General features: G+C 69.7%; 17 protein-coding genes and 1 other RNA gene. 12 read left to right on the forward strand and 6 right to left on the reverse strand.

All coding sequences use genetic code 11. The annotated features are described in order from the left end of the window. Positions 1 to 44: 44 nt before the first annotated feature. Together AORI_RS47285 and AORI_RS47290 are read right to left on the reverse strand one after the other, a co-directional pair. Positions 45 to 1,184 carry a sensor histidine kinase gene (locus AORI_RS47285; protein ID WP_016331649.1) on the reverse strand — a complete coding sequence of 380 codons (1,140 nt, stop codon included), beginning with the start codon at positions 1,182 to 1,184 and terminating at the stop codon, positions 45 to 47. After that, positions 1,181 to 1,858 carry a sensor domain-containing protein gene (locus AORI_RS47290; protein WP_016331650.1) on the reverse strand — a complete coding sequence of 226 codons (678 nt, stop codon included), beginning with the start codon at positions 1,856 to 1,858 and terminating at the stop codon, positions 1,181 to 1,183. Before AORI_RS47290 ends, AORI_RS47285 begins: the two co-directional genes overlap by 4 nt. Before the next feature lie 155 nt (positions 1,859 to 2,013). Between AORI_RS47290 and ssrA the strand changes: the two genes are divergently transcribed. From ssrA to AORI_RS47310, 5 genes are all read left to right on the forward strand, one after another. Beyond that, positions 2,014 to 2,386: a transfer-messenger RNA gene (gene ssrA, locus AORI_RS82620) on the forward strand. Between the two features lie 61 nt (positions 2,387 to 2,447). Next, positions 2,448 to 3,494, forward strand: coding sequence for a type IV toxin-antitoxin system AbiEi family antitoxin (locus tag AORI_RS47295; protein WP_123798297.1), 1,047 nt, complete (start codon positions 2,448 to 2,450; stop codon positions 3,492 to 3,494). A gap of 17 nt (positions 3,495 to 3,511) precedes the next feature. Then, a complete protein-coding gene (locus tag AORI_RS47300; RefSeq protein ID WP_016331652.1) occupies positions 3,512 to 4,282 on the forward strand; it encodes a nucleotidyl transferase AbiEii/AbiGii toxin family protein in 771 nt (256 codons plus the stop codon). A gap of 21 nt (positions 4,283 to 4,303) precedes the next feature. Continuing rightward, on the forward strand, positions 4,304 to 5,041 hold the full coding sequence (locus tag AORI_RS47305; protein WP_081809641.1) for an alpha/beta fold hydrolase: 738 nt from the start codon (positions 4,304 to 4,306) through the stop codon (positions 5,039 to 5,041). Positions 5,042 to 5,165: 124 nt separating this feature from the next. Further along, positions 5,166 to 5,381, forward strand: a complete 216-nt coding sequence (locus AORI_RS47310) for a hypothetical protein (protein ID WP_016331654.1) — start codon at positions 5,166 to 5,168, stop codon at positions 5,379 to 5,381. On the opposite strand, the gene AORI_RS47315 is transcribed toward AORI_RS47310, so the two are convergent. After that, entirely contained in the window at positions 5,369 to 6,154 is a 786-nt protein-coding gene (locus AORI_RS47315; protein WP_016331655.1) for an IclR family transcriptional regulator, read from the reverse strand. The two genes, AORI_RS47310 and AORI_RS47315, sit on opposite strands and share 13 nt — an antisense overlap. A gap of 338 nt (positions 6,155 to 6,492) precedes the next feature. Here AORI_RS47315 and hutH point away from each other — a divergent pair, with 338 nt between their 5' ends. From hutH to hutI, 5 genes are read left to right on the forward strand one after another with little or no spacing between them, the layout of a single operon-like run. Beyond that, positions 6,493 to 8,019: a histidine ammonia-lyase gene (hutH, locus tag AORI_RS47320; protein WP_016331656.1), complete on the forward strand. Its 1,527-nt coding sequence runs from the start codon at positions 6,493 to 6,495 to the stop codon at positions 8,017 to 8,019. A 4-nt stretch (positions 8,020 to 8,023) separates the two neighbouring features. Next, positions 8,024 to 9,676 (forward strand): urocanate hydratase, encoded by a 1,653-nt coding sequence (hutU, locus tag AORI_RS47325; RefSeq protein ID WP_016331657.1) that lies wholly within the window; start codon positions 8,024 to 8,026, stop codon positions 9,674 to 9,676. Then, positions 9,673 to 10,869, forward strand: a complete 1,197-nt coding sequence (locus AORI_RS47330; protein ID WP_016331658.1) for an allantoate amidohydrolase — start codon at positions 9,673 to 9,675, stop codon at positions 10,867 to 10,869. Before hutU ends, AORI_RS47330 begins: the two co-directional genes overlap by 4 nt. Beyond that, complete coding sequence (locus AORI_RS47335) at positions 10,866 to 12,161, forward strand: formimidoylglutamate deiminase (protein ID WP_016331659.1); 1,296 nt, start codon at positions 10,866 to 10,868, stop codon at positions 12,159 to 12,161. Before AORI_RS47330 ends, AORI_RS47335 begins: the two co-directional genes overlap by 4 nt. Then, positions 12,149 to 13,315 carry an imidazolonepropionase gene (gene hutI, locus AORI_RS47340; RefSeq protein WP_016331660.1) on the forward strand — a complete coding sequence of 389 codons (1,167 nt, stop codon included), beginning with the start codon at positions 12,149 to 12,151 and terminating at the stop codon, positions 13,313 to 13,315. Before AORI_RS47335 ends, hutI begins: the two co-directional genes overlap by 13 nt. A 27-nt stretch (positions 13,316 to 13,342) precedes the next feature. Here hutI and AORI_RS47345 read toward each other — a convergent pair whose 3' ends face one another. Both AORI_RS47345 and AORI_RS47350 read right to left on the reverse strand, forming a co-directional pair. Then, entirely contained in the window at positions 13,343 to 14,101 is a 759-nt protein-coding gene (locus AORI_RS47345) for a hypothetical protein (RefSeq protein ID WP_016331661.1), read from the reverse strand. Next, complete coding sequence (locus AORI_RS47350; RefSeq protein ID WP_016331662.1) at positions 14,098 to 14,307, reverse strand: hypothetical protein; 210 nt, start codon at positions 14,305 to 14,307, stop codon at positions 14,098 to 14,100. The genes AORI_RS47345 and AORI_RS47350 overlap by 4 nt, the downstream gene beginning before the upstream one ends. Before the next feature lie 97 nt (positions 14,308 to 14,404). Here AORI_RS47350 and AORI_RS47355 point away from each other — a divergent pair, with 97 nt between their 5' ends. After that, on the forward strand, positions 14,405 to 16,027 hold the full coding sequence (locus AORI_RS47355; protein WP_228688394.1) for a sensor histidine kinase: 1,623 nt from the start codon (positions 14,405 to 14,407) through the stop codon (positions 16,025 to 16,027). Further along, positions 16,002 to 16,676: a response regulator transcription factor gene (locus tag AORI_RS47360; RefSeq protein ID WP_016331664.1), complete on the forward strand. Its 675-nt coding sequence runs from the start codon at positions 16,002 to 16,004 to the stop codon at positions 16,674 to 16,676. The genes AORI_RS47355 and AORI_RS47360 overlap by 26 nt, the downstream gene beginning before the upstream one ends. On the opposite strand, the gene AORI_RS47365 is transcribed toward AORI_RS47360, so the two are convergent. Next, a complete protein-coding gene (locus AORI_RS47365) occupies positions 16,621 to 17,742 on the reverse strand; it encodes an FAD-dependent monooxygenase (RefSeq protein WP_043847926.1) in 1,122 nt (373 codons plus the stop codon). The two genes, AORI_RS47360 and AORI_RS47365, sit on opposite strands and share 56 nt — an antisense overlap. Positions 17,743 to 17,771 lie beyond the last annotated feature (29 nt).

Here is a 17,771-nt window from a genome sequence, read left to right on the forward strand (position 1 = left end):
CAGCGTCGTGAGTGAATGGCAGAGCCTATTCACTCACGAGCTGGTCACCACTGGCACGGCAGGTCCGCGCGAATCACCGTCGGGCCGCCGGGCGGGCTGACGACGGTGATCACGCCGTCGATCGTGGCGGCGCGGTCGGCGAGCCCGGCGAGGCCGCCACCTGGCCGGACTTCGGCGCCGCCGTGCCCGTTGTCGGTGATCTCGACGATGACCATCGACTCGGTGCGCCACACCTTCACGCCCGCTTCGGTCGCGCCCGAGTGCTTCGCGATGTTGGTCAGCGTCTCGCCGACGATGAAGTACGCCGTCGTCTCGACCGCGGCCGGCGGTCGCGGCTCGACGTCCACCTCGACGTCGACATGGATCGGCGATTTCGCGGCCTGTGCGGACAACGCGGCGTCGAGGCCGCGATCGCCGAGAACGGCCGGGTAGATCCCACGGGCGAGATCGCGCAGTTCGGACACCGCGAGCTTGGCGTCGAGGTGTGCCTCGTCGATCAGTTCGCGCACGGCGTTCGGATCCTGGTCGAACTTCGACTTCGCGCGGCCGAGGCTCATCGCGACGGCGACCAGCCGCTGCTGGGCACCGTCGTGCAGGTCGCGCTCGATGCGGCGGCGTTCGGCCTCGGCGGCGTCGACCCCGCGAGCCCGCGACGCCTGCAGGCGCTCGGCCTTCTGCTCCAGCTTCGCGGCACGGTTCGGGCCGAGCAGCGAGTACGCCAGGTTTCCGTGCAGCCACCCGACCCACGGCGTCACCCAGATCGCCATCGGCAGCAGCACGACCGACGCGATCGCGATCGGCAGCTCCAGGCAGGCCAGCGGGAACGCCGCCATCAGGTAGGCGAGGTCACGCCAGGTCGTCGCGTCGGTCAGCCGGGTCAGCCAGCGCTTGACCAGCGAAAGCCCTTCGAGGGGGAGGCGCTCGACCGGCTCCAGCGGGGTTTCGAGCATCGTCCGCGCCCAGCTCCGCTCCCGGTCGGCGGACCAGCGGATGAAGCTGGTCGTGGCCATCAGGATCGGGAAGCCGATCCACACCACCGCGGTGGCGATGCCGACCGCCAGTCCGACGACGATGAGGACGAACTGGAGCAGCCGGAAGAAGAAGCTGACGAACATGTAGGCGATCGTTCGCATCGGCCGCGGCCGCGGGATCCCCACCTGCTGTACCTGCTGGTCGATCGTCATCCGTGAACCTCGCCCCAAGAATCTTCCAGACGGCGGCGCTGGGCGTAGGTCGGCCCGAGCAACGCCGTCGCCAGCCGTGCATGCGTCCCGGCCAGCGCCTTCGTCAACGCTACCGAGAGAGCGATGCAGAGCACTCCGAGCGCCGCCCAAGGCAGCGCCGAGACCGTCGAATCGACGGTGAACCACGCGTTCTCCCAGGTCGGGAAGCGGTACTCGCCTCCGGGCAGGAAGCGGTAGTAGATCGGCAGCCCGGCGAGGCCGAGGCTGGTCGACCAGAAGACCGTGACCAGGACGAACTCGACGATCCCGAGCGGGAAGAGCAGGAAGAAGTAGCCGAGGTCGCGCCAGGTCGAGCCGTCCTTCAGCCGCGCCTTCCAGCGCACGGACTGGCCGGCGGCGGGCAGCGGGAGGTACGGCAGGTCGATGTAGCGGTCGAGCAGCGCGTACACCCTGGCGCGTTCCATCCGGGCCGCGCCGCGGACCGTCAGGATCACCAGCGCGAGGATGGGCAACCCGATCCAGACGATCGCCGTGCCGACGCCCGCCGAGATGAAGGCCGTCAGGAGCGCGAAGGCCAGTACGCCCATCGGCAGGTTCATCAGCAGGTAGACCAGCGAGCCGCCGAACGACGGATCGGACCTGCTCAGCTCCCGCTCGGCCGCCAGCGAACTCATGGTCGTGCTCCTCTCCTGTTCGAGGAGTCAAGCATCGCGCTCGGGGGCGTCCGCTGACATGGTGCGCGCGGGCATCTCGCAGGTAGGGCTAGCCCCACCTGCGGGATTAACCCGGTTGCCGACCGCGTTATGATGTAGAGGTTGTGTCCCACCAAGGGGGTGAACGGTTTCGACTTTGGTCGTTGAATCAGGAGAAGCGTGCCGGTGCAGGCGAGAGACCACCGTAAGCGTCATCGCAAACCAATAAGCGCCGAGCCTAAGAGCCAGCGCGAGTTCGCTCTTGCTGCCTAAGCAGTAGAGCAACTCTGTCGGTCCGGGGTCGCCTCCGACCCGGTCACCGGCATCAGCTAGGAGGCTTACCGTCACACTCGGCTACGGGGTGTGATTGGGAAACAAACAGTGGCTGGGCTCGTCACTTCAGCTTGTTCGCGTGACTGAAGGGGCCAAGTAGAGACATAGCGGACTGCGCACGGAGAAGCCCTGATGATGCGCCAGAGGACCCGGGTTCAATTCCCGGCACCTCCACCGCCCGAATGGCGAGTGCTCGTGATCGAGCACTCGCCATTCGTCGTTTCGGCGGCGGTGCGGGTTGCGCCGGAGGTCCGCGCGCGTTCAAAATATGCGTATGTTCAATCTGAATGAACATGATGACTCGCTGAACGCCGAGATGCGCTCCCGGCTCCAGGAGCTGGGCTTCCGTGTCGAGGTACTCGCTGACGCACTGGTGAAGCTCACAACGCGATCCGGTGCCGCACGGACCTACGGTGTCGAGCTCAAGCGACGGATGACCGCGGAACTGGCCACGGCGGTCCATTTCCCGCCGTCCCCTCCGCCGCTGCTGTTCACCACCTACCTCAGCGAACCGGTTGCCGAGCGGCTGCGGGCCAGGGGTATCGACTACGTGGACGCCGCGGGCAACGCCCACCTTTCGTGGGACGACGTCCTGATCGATGTTCGAGGCCGTCGCAAGCCCACCGTGCCGGCCGGGCGAGTCTCCTCGCGAGGTGCGGGAGCATTCGGCAGGGCGGGCCTTCAGGTCCTGTTCGTCCTGCTCAGCTGGCCGGAGGCGGCCGCCTTTCCGTATCGTCGATTGGCCGAGATGAGCGGTGTTTCGCTCGGTACGGTCAAGACGGTCGTCGATGAGCTCACCCGTGCCGGCTACCTGTACGAACGAGGGAACGAGCGACGGCTGGCCCGTGGAGCCGAGTTGCTCGACCGATGGTCGGAGGCTTACTCGATCACCTTGGACACGTCGTTGGCCCTCGGCGAATTCGTGGCGGCCGACCTGTCGTGGTGGCGTGACGCGGAAGAGGACCTGCTTTCCTCCGGGGTCCAGGTGGGCGGAGAAGCCGGGGCGAGCCTCATCGATCCGCGTCTGCGGCCCGCCTCACTCACCCTCTATGCCGGCGGGCTACCGGCGCGGCTGATCGGCCGGTATCGCTTGGCACGAGCGGAAAACGGCGGCAACGTACACATCAGGCGCCGGTTCTGGCAGGCACCCGGGCCGGAGTCGTGGATCGTGCCTTCGCCGCTGATCTACGCTGACCTGCTGGCCTCGGGCGATCCGCGCCAGCGCGAGCACGGCGACCGGATTCGGAGCGATGATGATCGACTTAAGCGCATCGACCGAACCTGATCTCCTGCTCGCCGCGAGTGCTGGCTCGGGTCGATGCCGTCGCCAATGCCGTCGGGGTCGAGTACCTCGTGGTGGGGGCGACCGCACGCACGATCTTGTCGATCGGGTTGGTCGGCGGCCCGCCCGAGCGGGCCACCCAGGACATCGACATCGCCGCCGCGATGGGCACCTGGGACGAGTTCGAGAAATTCGTAAGCCGGCTGGAACGACATGGCCGGAGCGCGCATTCGTTTCTGGTGGAGGGCATCGAAGTCGACGTGCTGCCTTACGGCGGTATCGAGGATGACGACCGGACCATCCTCTGGCCCGACGACCACCGCATGAACGTCCGCGGATTGCGCGAAGCCGTGGCATCGGCCGAGTCGGTGATCCTGCCCGGCGGGCTCGTCATCAAGGTTCCCGCGGTGCCGGCGTTGGCTCTGCTCAAGCTCTTGACCTGGTGGGATCGGCGCGCCACGACCACACGCGACGCCATCGACCTCGGGACGATGATCGGCTGGTACTCATCGGGACCCTATTGGGATCGGCTCTACGACGAGGAACTCGAGGTGCTCGAACGGCACGGCTTCGACCCTGCGCTCGCGGGGGCCTGGCTACTGGGATCACACATGCCGGAACTGTTGGATTCCGATGGCGTCGCGGTAGTGCTCGGCATCGTCGACGACGACGTGCTGGGCCGGTTGGGCAGCGACGTTCGCCTCACGCGTGGGCCGGTCCTCGTCGGTGCGCTCGCCGAGGGCATCAGGGAGGCGTCTTCGCCCGCCCGATCGGGCGGGCTCGATTCGTGAGAGCCTCATAGGCTCGGAGCCATGCGCCTTCATGTGCATCAGTGGGGATCCGGGCCGCGTGTCGTTCTCGTGCACGGCGTATTGCTCGGCGGCCGCGAGGCGTGGCGGGCGCAGCGCCCGCTGACCGCAAGGTGGACGTTGCTCGCGCCGGACCGCCTCGGCCACGGGAAATCGCCGGACGGTGTACAGGATTTCGAAGTCGACTCGGAATTGATCGCTGAGCAGGTGCTCGACGAGCCGGCGCATCTGGTCGGGCTGTCCTATGGCGCGATCGTCGCGATGCTGGCCGCCGCGCGGCGGCCGGAGATGGTCAGGACGCTCACCGTGGTCGAACCGCCCGCGGCCGGAGTCGTCCGAGGGGACGAGGTCGTCGACACGTGGGATGCCGAGTTGCGGCGATTCCTCGACGGGCCGCTCGAAGATCCTCGCGAGGTGTTCAAGGCGTTCTTCCCGCTCGCCGGGGTGCCGCTGCCCATCCCGGATCCCGTGCCGGAAACGCTGCGGCGCGGCGCCCGCGCGCTCGTCGGGATGCGGCCACCGGGTGACGCGGAACTGCCACTCGATGTGCTGGCCGAGGCGGGCTTCCCGATGCTCGCGGTCACCGGCGGCCATCGGCCGGAGTACGGGATCATCGCCGACGCGATCGCGGACCGGACCGGCGCTCGGCGCGAAATCGTGCGCGGCATGGGGCATTTGGTGCCCGACACCGGGGCACTGTTCAATGAGCTTTTGGAAGAATTTCTGAATCACAGAGGGTAGCTGATTTCATCTCGATTCACCCGCAATGGTGATCTTGTGCGAGTGAGGTGTCATGCTGAGTGTCCGACCATGGCCCTCTTTCGAAACGACCCCGTGTCGCCGGAGGGCCGGAAGAAGGTGGCAGATGACCTGGGCCAGGCACTCGAGCCGACCGGATCCCGCGGACGACCACAGCCGGATGGCGGGTGTTCGCGCGGAGGAAGAAATCCGCCTCAACCTGCAGAACGCCAGAGCGGCCCGCACCGTCGCCGGGCATTCTTCGGGCGCTCTCGACTGCGCGGAACTGCTCGCGATGTTGGGTCTCGAAGGCGTGCGGAAAGAGCACGTTCAGCGCACCTGACCGCCGATCCGGGTGGTCAATTCGGCCGCCGTCACACGGACCTCTTCGGCGAGATCGGGCCAAGTCTCCTCACACCCTTCGACCCCTGGGCACAGGTGGCGGAGGGTCACGCTGATCGCGGCCATCGGCCGGCCGCCGTGGTCGAAGACCGGACATGCCACCGAGGCGAATCCTTCGGTGACGTGACCGTCTTCGACCGCCCAGCCGAGCCTGCCTTCCGCGTTCAGCGTGCGGCGGAGTTCGGCGAGGGTGCGCGGGCCGCGGCCGGTGCGCAGGACGAAAGCCGACGCGGCCGGGAAAAGCGCGCGCACGTGCGGCGAGGGCAGATGCCGGAGGATCGCCCTGCCCGAGGCGGTGAGCTGGCCCGGTAGCCGCACGCCGACCTCGGTCACCAGGGTTTCCGGCCGTGCTGGTCGCTCTTTGACCAGATAGAGCGACTCGTTGCCGTGGAGCACGCCGAGATGCGCGGTGTGGCCGACCCGGTCGGCGAGTTTGCGCAGCAGTGGGAGCGCGAGCCGTTCGAGTGGATCGTGCCGTAGGTAGGCCGAGCCGAGCTCGAACGCGGCGATGCCGAGGCCGTACCGGCGCTCGGCCGGCAGGTGTGTCACGAAACCGGCGGCTTCCAGTTCGGCGAGCAGGTGATACGTCGTCGAACGCGGGAGGCCGAGTTCGCGCGCGATCGCGGCCGCCGATACCGGGCCGGGCCTCGCGGCCAGGGCGCGGAGGATGCCGAGGCCGCGTCGGAGGGCTGGTACTTCGCTGCTCTCACCCATGCTGACCTCCTGTTTTGCTCAGCGGCGGGAGCAAGGGACCTTTGCTTTCGCTTCTCTCAGCGTTGAGACAAGTGAGAGCAAAGGTCCCTTGCTCTCCTTCCGCAGGTGACCGTGTGGATTTCGGGACGTCAGATGTCCCAAAATCCACACGGTCGGTACGCATTGCTACGCGGAGTAGGTGGTGTGTGGAAATAGGGACACTCAACGTCCCTATTTCCACACACCTTCCGCCGCGCGGTAGCAAAGGTCCCTTGCTCCCACCGTGCGTGTCTTGGATACCAGACACAACCACCGGTTGGCGCCGCCCACCAGCGGGCATGGCGTTGTCCAATGGGGCTATGCCGGAAACCGTACTTCTGGGGTCCGAACCGCTTCGGCCCGAACAGGTCGTCGCGGTCGCCCGTGACCACTCGCCCGTCGCGGTCAGCGAAGCGGCCGAGAAGAACCTCGCCGCGACGCGTCAGCACATCGACGACCTCGCGCACGCCGAGACGCCGACGTACGGCGTTTCGACGGGCTTCGGGGCGCTCGCCACGAGGCATATCCCGCTCGAAAGCCGCACCGCGCTCCAGCGGTCGCTGATCCGGTCGCACGCGGCCGGCGCGGGCCCGGTCGTGGAGACCGAGGTCGTCCGCGCGCTGATGTTGCTGCGCCTCCGCACCCTCGCCAGCGGGTACACCGGCATCCGTCCGCAGACCGCGCAAGCGCTTGCGGCCATGCTCAACGCCGGGATCACGCCGCTCGTGCACGAGTACGGCAGTCTCGGCTGCTCCGGTGACCTCGCGCCTCTCGCCGCTGTCGCGCTCGCGCTGATGGGGGAGGGCGAAGTCGAGTACAACGGCGAAGTCGTCCAGGCCGCCGTAGCGCTGAAGCACGCGGGGATCGAGCCGGTCGTTCTCGCGGAGAAGGAGGGCCTCGCCCTCACCAACGGGACCGACGGCATGCTCGGCATGCTCCTGCTGGCCGCCGCCGACCTGCGCAAGCTGCTCGACACCGCCGACATCACCGCGGCGATGAGCGTCGAAGCGCTCCTCGGCACCGACCGTGCCTTCGCAGCCGACCTTCAGGCGCTGCGCCCGCACCCCGGTCAGGCGTTGAGCGCCCAGCGCATGTGGACGGCGCTTCAGGACTCGAAGATCGTCGAGAGCCACCGCGGTCCCGACTGCAACCGCGTCCAGGACGCGTACTCGCTTCGCTGCGCGCCCCAGGTGCACGGCGGCGCGCGCGACAGTCTCACGCACGCCGAACTCGTCGCCGGGCGTGAGCTCCAGTCCGCGGTCGACAACCCGGTCGTGCTGTCCGACGGCCGCGTCGAGTCCAACGGCAACTTCCACGGCGCCCCGGTCGCGTACGTGCTCGACTTCCTCGCCATCCCGCTCGCGGACGTCGCGAGCATCGCCGAGCGCCGCACGGACCGCATGCTCGACAAGGCCCGTTCGCACGGCCTGCCGCCGTTCCTCGCGTTCGACCCCGGCGTCGATTCCGGCCACATGATCGCCCAGTACACGCAGGCGGCCGTGGTCAGCGAGCTCAAGCGCCTCGCGGTGCCGGCGTCGGTCGACTCGATTCCGAGCAGCGCCATGCAGGAGGACCACGTCTCCATGGGCTGGTCCGCCGCGCGCAAGCTGCGCAAGGCCGTCGAAGGCCTCAACACCGTCCTCGCCATCGAACTGCTCACCGCCGCGCGCGCCCTCGACATGCGCGCGCCCCTGGCCCCGTCGCCGGTCACCGGCCGGGTCCGGGATCTCGTCCGCACCAAGGTCGAGGGCCCCGGCCCCGACCGTCATCTGGCGCCGGAGATCGCCGCCGCCGAAGAACTCGTCGCGTCGGGTGCCGTCCTCGCCGCGGCCCAACTGGAGGTCTGAGCCCATGACCCGCACGGTCCGTGCCGCCCGAGGCACCACGCTCACCGCGAAGAACTGGCAGACCGAAGCCGCGCTGCGGATGTTCCACAACAACCTCGACCCCGAGGTCGCCGAGCGCCCCGAGGACCTGGTGGTCTACGGCGGCACCGGTAAGGCCGCCCGCAACTGGGCCAGCTTCGACGCGATCACCCGCGAGCTGACCGCTTTGGAGCAGGACGAGACGCTGCTCGTCCAGTCCGGCAAGCCGGTCGGCGTGTTCCGCACGCACGAATGGGCGCCGCGCGTGCTCATCGCGAACTCCAACCTCGTCGGCGACTGGGCGACCTGGCCGGAGTTCCGCCGCCTGGAGGCGCAGGGCCTGACCATGTACGGCCAGATGACCGCGGGGTCCTGGATCTACATCGGCACCCAGGGAATCCTGCAGGGCACGTACGAAACCTTCGCCGCCGTCGCCAAGAAGCGGTTCGGCGGCAGCCTCAAGGGCACGCTCACCGTCACCGCCGGTCTCGGCGGCATGGGCGGCGCGCAGCCGCTCGCGGTCACGATGAACGACGGTGTCGCGCTCGTCATCGAGTGCGACCCGCAGCGCGCCCACCGTCGCGTCGAGACCCGTTACCTCGACGAGGTCGCCGACGATCTCGACGACGCGATCCGCCGGGTGGAGGCCGCGAAGAAGGAGAAGCGCGCGCTGTCCGTCGGTGTGGTCGGCAACGCCGCCGAGGTGCTGCCCGAGCTGCTGCGCCGCGGTGTCGAGGTCGACATCGTCACCGACCAGACCTCCGCGCACGACCCGCTTTCCTATCTGCCCAAGGGAATCGGCGTCGACGAGTGGCAGGACTACGCGGACAAGAAGCCCGACGAGTTCACCGAACGCGCCCGCGAGTCGATGGCGGAGCACGTCGAGGCGATGCTCGGCTTCCTCGACAAGGGCGCCGAGGTCTTCGACTACGGCAACTCCCTGCGCGGCGAGGCGAAACTCGGCGGCTGCGAGCGCGCGTTCGACTTCCCGGGATTCGTGCCCGCCTACATCCGCCCGCTGTTCTGCGAGGGCAACGGCCCGTTCCGCTGGGCGGCGCTGTCCGGCGACCCCGAGGACATCGCGGCGACCGACCGCGCGATGCTGGAACTGTTCCCGGAGAACGAATCCCTCGCGCGCTGGATCAAGATGGCGGGGGAACGCGTCGCCTTCCAGGGCCTTCCGTCGCGGATCTGCTGGCTCGGTTACGGCGAGCGTCACCTCGCGGGCCTGCGGTTCAACGAGATGGTCGCCAGCGGTGAGCTGAAGGCGCCGGTCGTCATCGGGCGTGACCACCTCGACTCGGGCAGTGTCGCTTCGCCGTACCGCGAGACCGAGGGCATGGCCGACGGTTCCGACGCGATCGCCGACTGGCCGCTGCTGAACGCGCTGGTCAACACCTCGTCGGGCGCCAGCTGGGTGTCGATCCACCACGGCGGCGGCGTCGGCATGGGCCGTTCCATCCACGCGGGCCAGGTCAGCGTGGCCGACGGAACCCTGCTGGCGGCGCAGAAACTCGAGCGTGTGCTCACCAACGATCCGGGCATGGGCGTCATCCGGCACGTCGACGCGGGCTACGACCGCGCCGCCGACGTCGCCGACGAGCGCGGCGTGCGCGTGCCGATGCGGGACGCCGAGTGACCGCGTCCTCGCTGCTGGAGGAGATCTCGGACGTCGGCCGCGACCCGAAGCGCGGCGGTTATTCCCGCCACGCCTTCGACGCGGCCGAAACCGAGCTGCGCGCGTGGTTCGTCGAGCGCGCCGGGCGGCTGGGACTGGGCGTCGAGACCGACCGTAACGGCAACATCTGGGCCTGGTGGGGCACACCCGGCCCGGACGCGGTCGTCACCGGGAGCCATCTCGACTCGGTGCCCGGCGGCGGCGCTTTCGACGGCCCGCTCGGCGTCGCGAGCGCGCTCGACGCGGTGGAGATCTTGCAGGCCAAGGGATTCCGCCCGGCCAAGCCGTTCGCCGTGGTGGTGTTCGCGGAGGAGGAAGGCGGCCGATTCGGCGTGCCGTGCCTCGGCTCGCGCCTGCTGACCGGGACGATCGACGCGGACAAGGCACGCGGCCTGCGCGACCCGGACGGCGTCACGTTCGCCGAAGCGGCGGCGAAAACCGGCCTCGATCCCAAGCGGATCGGCCGGGATTCGGAGCGGCTCGGGCTGATCGGGCGGTTCCTGGAACTGCACGTCGAGCAGGGGCGCGGGCTGATCGACCTCGGCTCGCCGGTCGCCGTCGGGAACACGGTCATCGCGCACGGGCGGTGGCGATTCTCCTTCCAGGGACAGGGAAACCACGCCGGTGCGACGCTCATCGGCGATCGTCGCGACCCGATGATCCCGGCGGCGGAGACCGTGCTCGCCGTACGGAAACTGGCGAAGGCGACCGCGGACGCGAGGGCGACCGTCGGCAGGCTCGTGCCGGTGCCCGGCGGGACCAACGTCATCGCGTCCACTGTGGACCTTTGGCTGGACGCGCGGGTGCCGGGCACGGCCACGCCCGAACTGGTCGCGGAGATCGCGAAGCTGGCCGAAGAGGCGGCAGGGCAGGAGGGCTGCCGCGTCGAGGTCACCAGGGAGTCGTACTCCGACGACGTGATCTTCGACGACGCGCTGCGCCGAGACCTGGGCACCTGGCTGGGCGGGCCGCCGGAGCTGCCGACCGGCGCCGGGCACGACGCGGCGATCCTCGCCGGGTTCGTCCCGTCCGGCATGCTCTATGTGCGTAACCCCACCGGGATCAGCCATTCCCCGGAGGAGTTCTCCGAAGCGGAGGACGTCGACCACGGTGCCCGCGCGCTCGCGGACGTCCTGGAGAAACTGTCGACATGACGACATATTGGTGTGAACGTGCCTGGCTGCCGGACGGGATCGCCGATGCCGTGCGGATCGAGGTCGACGGCGGCAAGATCGCTGCCGTGACGGCGAACGCGCCTCGTGCGGGCACTGTCCTGAGTGGACTGACCTTGCCGGGCTTCGCGAACGGGCACTCGCACGCGTTCCACCGCGCGTTGCGCGGGCGGACGCACCACGACCGCGGGACCTTCTGGACGTGGCGCGAGCGGATGTACTCGCTCGCGTCCCGGCTGGATCCGGACTCTTATTACCGCCTGGCACGCGGGGTCTACGCGGAGATGGTGCTGGCGGGATACACGAGTGTCGGCGAATTCCACTACTTGCACCACGCGCCGGGCGGAAAGCCGTACGCCGAGCCGAACGCGATGGGCGGGGCGCTGCGGCAGGCGGCCAAGGATGCCGGGATTCGGCTGACGTTGCTCGACACGTGCTACCTCGCGGGTGGGATCGGCGTCGAACCCGACGAGGTGCAGCGGCGGTTCTCCGACGGCACGGCCACCAAGTGGGCGCAACGAGCCGGCGAATTGCGGGAGGACGAGACGTTCCGCGTCGGGGGTGCGATTCACTCGGTGCGTGCCGTTCCCGAGGATCAACTGTCCGAAGTGGCCGGTGGGACTGGGCCGCTGCACATCCACCTTTCGGAGCAGCGTGCCGAGAACGAGCAATGCCTGGCGGCTTATGGCCGGACGCCGACGGGGCTGCTGCACGACCACGGCATCCTCGGCGAGCGGCTCACCGCGGTGCATGCGACGCATCTGACTGCGGAGGACGTCCAGCGGCTGGGTGCGGCGAGGAGCCGCGCCTGTTTCTGCCCGACGACCGAGCGGGATCTCGGCGACGGCATCGGCCCCGCGCGGACGCTGCTGGACGCGGGGGTCCGGCTGTCGATCGGCAGTGACAGCAACGCGGTCGTCGACGCGTTCGAAGAGACCAGGGCGCTGGAACTGAACGAGCGGCTCGCCAGCGAGAAACGCGGCCGGTTCACCGCCGAGGAACTGCTCGCGGCCGCGACGGATCACGGCGCGGTCGGCTGGGACGAGGTCGGCTCGCTGGCTCCGGGCGCGGGCGCGGACCTGGTCACGGTCGGCCTCGGCTCGGTGCGGACCGCGGGGATCGAGCCGTCCGGGGTGGTCTTCGCCGCTTCCGGCGCGGACGTCCGGGACGTCGTCGTCGCCGGGCGTGAGATCGTCCGTGGCGGCGTGCATCAGCTGATCGACCGGCCGGAAACGGTCTTGGCCAAGGAGATCGAGGCATTGTGGCAGTCCTGATCACGGGAATCGGCGAGCTCACCACGAACGACGCCGAACTGGGCAAGCTCCGCGACGCGGCCGTCGTCATCGATGGCGAAGCGATCGCGTGGGTCGGTGCCGCCGCGGAGGCGCCCGACGCGGACGAGCGGGTCGACGTCGAGGGGCGCGCGGTGCTGCCTGGCTGGGTGGACAGCCACACGCACCTCGTTTTCGCCGGGGACCGGACGGCCGAGTTCGAGGCGCGGATGGCCGGGAAGGCGTACAGCGCCGGGGGGATCGCGGTCACCGTCGACGCGACGCGGTCGGCTTCCGACGAGCAACTGGCGGCGAACCTGCGGCGTCACGTCGACGAGGCGGCTAGGCAGGGCACGACCTGCCTGGAGACGAAGACCGGGTACGGGCTCAACGTCGAGGACGAGGCTCGTTCGGCGCGGATCGCCGCCGATGTGGCCGACGAGGTCACGTTCCTCGGCGCGCATCTGGTGCCGCCGGGCGCGGACGCGGAGTCCTATGTGGACCTGGTGTGCGGGGACATGCTCGATGCCGTGGCTCCGCTCGTGCGGTGGGCCGACGTGTTCTGTGAGACCGGCGCGTTCGACGAGGCGCAGTCCGGGCGGGTGCTGAAGGCGGCGCGGGAGCGCGGGCTCGGGCTGCGGGTGCACGGGAACCAGCTGGGGGAGGGACCGGGCGTGCGGCTCGCCGTCGAACTGGGGGCGGCGAGTGTCGACCACTGCACGTACCTGAGCGAAGCGGACGTCGAGGCTCTCGCTGCTTCGGAGACTGTCGCGACCTTGCTTCCGGCGTGTGACCTGTCGACCCGGCAGGCGTTGGCGCCGGCGCGGCGGCTACTCGACGCGGGGGCGACGGTGGCGCTGGCCAGCAACGCGAACCCGGGCAGCTCGTACACGACGTCGATGGCGTTCTGCGTGACGACCGCGGTGCTGCAGATGCGGATGACGATCGACGAGGCGGTGTGGTCGGCGACGGCGGGCGGCGCTCGCGCCCTGCGGCGCGACGATGTGGGCTTCGTGCGGCCGGGGGCGCGGGCCGACCTTCACGTGCTGGAGGCGCCTTCGACGACGCACCTCGCGTACCGGCCGGGGGTGCCGCTGACGGCCGGGGTGTGGCGGCGCGGAAAGCGTCTGACCAGCGGTTTCGCCTCAAAGTGGTAGCAAAGGTCCCTTGCTCCCCCGCGGTGGTCAGGAGGCCTGGTCGAGGGTCTCCTGGACGCGCTCGCGCAAGGCGGGCGGGAGATCGCCGAGCAGGTGCGACCACTGCTCGACCCGCTTCTCGCTCAGGTGCGTGAGCAGGTCGAGCACCGGCGCCCACAGGTCCTCGTCGGCGGCCGCGACCTGCAGGAGACCGCGGAAGCGGGCCTCGGGGAGCAGGCCGAGGACGTGATCGATCCGGCTCTTGTCGTCGAGGACGAACGCGATCCGGATCAGCGCCTCGTCGCCGATGACGGCCAGCGCCCGGCGCACGGTCGGATCGGGCAGGTGGCCGACGAACCGGCCGACGGTGATCCAGTCCTCGCGGCGCACCAGCTCACCGGCCACCTCGACGACGGTGTCGAGCGGGATCCGCGCGATGATCGCGCTCGCCCGGCGCGGGTCCAGTTCTGCCGCGACGTCGGCCAGGAACGGCGGCTTCAGCCGCTTCGCGACGTCGACGCCCCGGGAGACGTCCACCAGCCCGGCGATCCGCGCGCACAGAAGCGGGCCGAAGACCTTCTCGGCGATCTTCGCGAGGATCGGGCTCGGGACGAGCTTGCTCGCCATCGCCATCCGCTCCAACGCGGCGAGGTTGGCGTCGAACAGCGTGTCCGTGACCTGCTCGCGGAACGCCTGGAGCTCGGCGGCGTCGACGTTCTCCAGGTAGGAGAGCCGCTCCGGGGAGGTGCCCAGGACACGCGCGAGCTTGAGGATCTCCGCCTGCGAAGCGAAGTTTTCGGTGGTCACAGGCCCACCACCTTGCGAACGGCGCCGCGCAGAAGCGCAGGTACGTACTTCAAGCCCTCTTCGCCCGCTTCGGCCAACGCCTTGGCCTGGCGGTGGCGCGCGTCGCGCAGCGCGTCGGAGAGGTCCTGTTTCTCGTGGTCGGCCAGCGCTTCGATGCCTGCCGGGACAGGACCGCCTAGCTGACCGGTGAGTGTGCGCTCGGCCATGGTCGATCATCATGCCTCATCGGGCCCGGGAAGCAGGGGACCTTTACTTTCGTCCATGGCGGACCGCTCGTCACGGCTTGTAGCGTCCAGGGCTGTGATGGACGGAGAGGAGCCCGTGCGGCGCGGGCGGCGGCTGTTGATGGACGTCGCGCTGTGGCTCGGGCTCTGCGGTTGGGTGGTCATCGACGCCGGGTCCAGCACCAAGCACTGGGAACTGCTCTTCGGGCTCGTCGCGACCACGGCCGCGATCGCGGTGGCGCGCCGGTATCCGCTGGTCTCGCTCGCCGTCGCCATGGTCGCGAGCTTCATCGTGCTGGGCAGTTTCGGTGGCCGGGTGCCGATCTGGGAAGGGTTCGTCCTCGTCGCGGTCGGTTATCTCGCCGGCTATCGGCACCCGGTCGCGAAACCGATGCTTCGCCTTTTCGCCGCCGTTTCGGTGGTCGCTGTCCCGGTGGCGCTGCTGTGGAGCGACGACGGCTTCGCGGCCTGGGGCGCGTTGCTCGGTGTCCTGGTCTTCGCGGGGGTGACGCCCTGGTTGCTGGGCAGGTACGTCCGGCAGCGCGAGGACATGGCGCGCGACGGCTGGCGGCGCGCCGAGGAGATGGAGAGCCGTCAGCGGCTCGTCGCCGACCGCGCGCGGCTGCGCGAGCGCACCCGGATCGCCAGCGACATGCACGATTCGCTGGGCCACGAGCTGAGCCTGATCGCGGTGCGCGCGGCGGCGCTGGAGGTCGCGGGAGGACTCGACGAACCGCAGCGGCAGGCCGCAGGTGAGCTGCGGCAGAGCGCCGCGACGGCGACCGAACGGCTGCGCGAGATCATCGGTGTCCTGCGCGAGGACGACGCGCCGACCGAGCCGGTGCACGAGAGCATCGACGAACTGCTCGACCGGACGAGGGCTTCGGGCGTGCTGATCGAGTCCTCTGTGGACCAACCGGCCGACGGTGAGCCGCCGATGGTCGATCGTGCCGCGTATCGCGTGGTCCAGGAATCGGTCACGAACGTGGTGAAACACGCGCCGGGTGCCGCGGTCACGGTCCGGGTCGTGCGATCCGCGGGGCGGACGGACGTCGTGGTCACCAACGCCGCGCCGCCCGCGGGCCCGCTCCCGGGCCGGACGTCGGGCAAACGCGGGCTGATCGGCCTGCGCGAACGGGTCCGGCTGGTCGGCGGGACCCTGCGGGCAGGGCCTCGTGACGGCGGATTCGAGGTCAGCGCGACCCTGCCACACGACGCGGCGCCGTCGGAGGAATCACCGGAGAGCCAGGCGGCGATGGACGCCGAGGTGGGGCAGTCGATGTCGGCGAGGGAACTGGAACGGGCCCGCCGGGACGTCCGGCGCAGCCTGATCCAGGCGATCGTCGTGCCGATCGGGCTTTTCGGCGTGGTGGTCGGGATCAGCGGGACCGTGTTCCTCGTCCAGTGGTACCGCTCGGAACTCGCCGTCGGCGACTACGACCGCATCCGGATCGGCCAGACGCGCGCGGAGATCGCCTCCCTGCTGCCGTCGGGGCAACGGATCGCGCGACCGCGTGCGGTGGAGCCGCCGGTGCCCGCGGGGGCGGCATGCGAGTACTACGGCACCGAGCGCAGCGTGTTCAACTTGAACTACGAGGCCTACAGGCTGTGCTTCGCCGACGGGAGACTCGTGGCGAAGGACGTGATCACGGAAGACGAGAAAAGGGGGGACCCGGATGATCCGGGTGGTGCTGGCCGATGACGAGGCGATGATCCGCGCCGGGGTGTCGGCCATCCTGGCCGCGGACGCCGGGATCGAGGTGGTCGCGGAGGCCGAGGACGGGCGCGCCGCCGTCGAGCAGACCCGCGCGACCAGGCCGGACGTCGTGCTCCTCGACATCCGGATGCCGGTGATGGACGGGCTCAAGGCGGCCGAAGAGATCCGGCGGCTGCTGCCCGACGTCGGCGTGATCATGCTGACGACGTTCGGCGAGGACGCCTACATCGAGCGCGCGCTCGGCCTGGGCGCGAGCGGTTTCCTGTTGAAGTCCGGCGATCCCCGCGAACTGCTCGGCGGCATCCACGCGGTCGCGGGCGGGGCGGCGTTCCTTTCGCCGAAGGTCGCGCAGCGGGTCATCGCCCGCTTTTCCGGCAACCAGGTGTCCCGCGCCGAAGAGGCGAAGGCGCTGATCGGGAAACTGACCCCGCGTGAGCAGGAAGTGCTGGCGCTGCTGGGTTCCGGACTGTCCAATGCGGACATCGCCGCGAAACTGTTCGTCGTCGAGGGCACGGTGAAGGCCTACGTGAGCACGATCCTCAACCGGCTCGGCGCGCGGAACCGGGTGCAGGCGGCGATCACCGCGTACGAGGCGGGGCTGGTCGGCGGGGGACGGGAGGAGTCCAGCCGCTGACGCCGGCGCCGATGCGGGCGGCGACCGCGCCGGGGAGCAGGCGGAACACGCCATTGCGGACGGCCACGGCGAGCGGATTGCGCAGCTGCGGCCCGACCTTTCCCGCCCGGACCGAGGCTTTCACGACGCCTTGGCTGCGGGGGCGGCGCTGCTCGTCGTAACTCTTCAGTGCCGCGTCGACGTCTTCGGTGGTGCTGAGCGCGGCGGCGAGAACGACGGCGTCTTCGATCGCCTGGCAGCCGCCCTGGCCGAGGAACGGCGGCATCGCGTGGGCCGCGTCGCCGAGCAGTGCGACGCGGCCCTTCACGTAGGCGGGCAGGGGAGTGCCGAGCAAGTCGAGATCGTGGTGGAGCAGCGTCTCGGGCGCGGTCGCCTCGATGAGTTCGGGGATGGGGTCGTGCCAGCCGCCGAAGCGGTCTCGCAGATACGACTTCGGGTCTTCGTGGCGGATGCCCGGTTCGGCGACGTAGCTCGCCCACCAGTAGACGCTGTCATCGTGCAACGGGATGACGCCGATCTCGGCGCCGTCGTCCCAGCTCGTGCTCAGTTTTGTGCGGTGCGGGAGGGTGGTCACCGCGCGGAAGGCCGTGCTGCCGCTGTAGACCGGTTCGGGGTGTCGTGGCCACAGCTGTTTCCGGGCCGTGCTGTGGATCCCGTCCGCGGCGACGATGACGTCGGCGTCGAGGTCGTCGAGGCGGGTCACCTCGACGCCGGTGCGGACGCAACCGTCGGGAAGGGCGTCGTGGAGCGCGCCGATGAGATCCGCGCGGTGGATGGCGGCGAGCGGGCGGCCGTGATGACGGCGGAACGCCTCGGCATCCCATCGGGTGATGCGGCGGCCCTCGCGGTCGTGGAGCCCGCCGGACGATTGTTCCCGCAGCTTGCCGAGGTGGACGCCCAGTGTCTCGAGTGAACGCAGGGCGTTCGGCCACAGGGAGATACCCGCGCCGACCGCGGTGAGTTCCGGTGCTCGTTCGAGGACGGTGACCTCCCAGCCGATGCCGTTCAGCCCGATGGCGGCGCTCAGTCCGCCGATTCCCCCGCCGATCATGATCGCTTTACGCATGTCGACCTCCTCTACATTTGTAGAGTACT

The sequence above is a fragment of the Amycolatopsis keratiniphila genome, assembly GCF_000400635.2.
In the GTDB taxonomy this organism is placed as follows: domain Bacteria; phylum Actinomycetota; class Actinomycetes; order Mycobacteriales; family Pseudonocardiaceae; genus Amycolatopsis; species Amycolatopsis keratiniphila.

What these genes read in the sequence shown, in the direction of transcription:
- AORI_RS47285 (WP_016331649.1), bottom strand. Translation starts at nt 1,184, where the DNA reads ATGACGATCGACCAGCAGGTACAGCAGGTGGGGATCCCGCGGCCGCGG.
- AORI_RS47290 (WP_016331650.1), bottom strand. Translation starts at nt 1,858, where the DNA reads ATGAGTTCGCTGGCGGCCGAGCGGGAGCTGAGCAGGTCCGATCCGTCG.
- AORI_RS47305 (WP_081809641.1), top strand. Translation starts at nt 4,304, where the DNA reads ATGCGCCTTCATGTGCATCAGTGGGGATCCGGGCCGCGTGTCGTTCTC.
- AORI_RS47310 (WP_016331654.1), top strand. Translation starts at nt 5,166, where the DNA reads ATGACCTGGGCCAGGCACTCGAGCCGACCGGATCCCGCGGACGACCAC.
- AORI_RS47315 (WP_016331655.1), bottom strand. Translation starts at nt 6,154, where the DNA reads ATGGGTGAGAGCAGCGAAGTACCAGCCCTCCGACGCGGCCTCGGCATC.
- hutH (WP_016331656.1), top strand. Translation starts at nt 6,493, where the DNA reads ATGCCGGAAACCGTACTTCTGGGGTCCGAACCGCTTCGGCCCGAACAG.
- hutU (WP_016331657.1), top strand. Translation starts at nt 8,024, where the DNA reads ATGACCCGCACGGTCCGTGCCGCCCGAGGCACCACGCTCACCGCGAAG.
- AORI_RS47335 (WP_016331659.1), top strand. Translation starts at nt 10,866, where the DNA reads ATGACGACATATTGGTGTGAACGTGCCTGGCTGCCGGACGGGATCGCC.
- AORI_RS47350 (WP_016331662.1), bottom strand. Translation starts at nt 14,307, where the DNA reads ATGGCCGAGCGCACACTCACCGGTCAGCTAGGCGGTCCTGTCCCGGCA.
- AORI_RS47355 (WP_228688394.1), top strand. Translation starts at nt 14,405, where the DNA reads ATGGACGGAGAGGAGCCCGTGCGGCGCGGGCGGCGGCTGTTGATGGAC.
- AORI_RS47360 (WP_016331664.1), top strand. Translation starts at nt 16,002, where the DNA reads ATGATCCGGGTGGTGCTGGCCGATGACGAGGCGATGATCCGCGCCGGG.
- AORI_RS47365 (WP_043847926.1), bottom strand. Translation starts at nt 17,742, where the DNA reads ATGCGTAAAGCGATCATGATCGGCGGGGGAATCGGCGGACTGAGCGCC.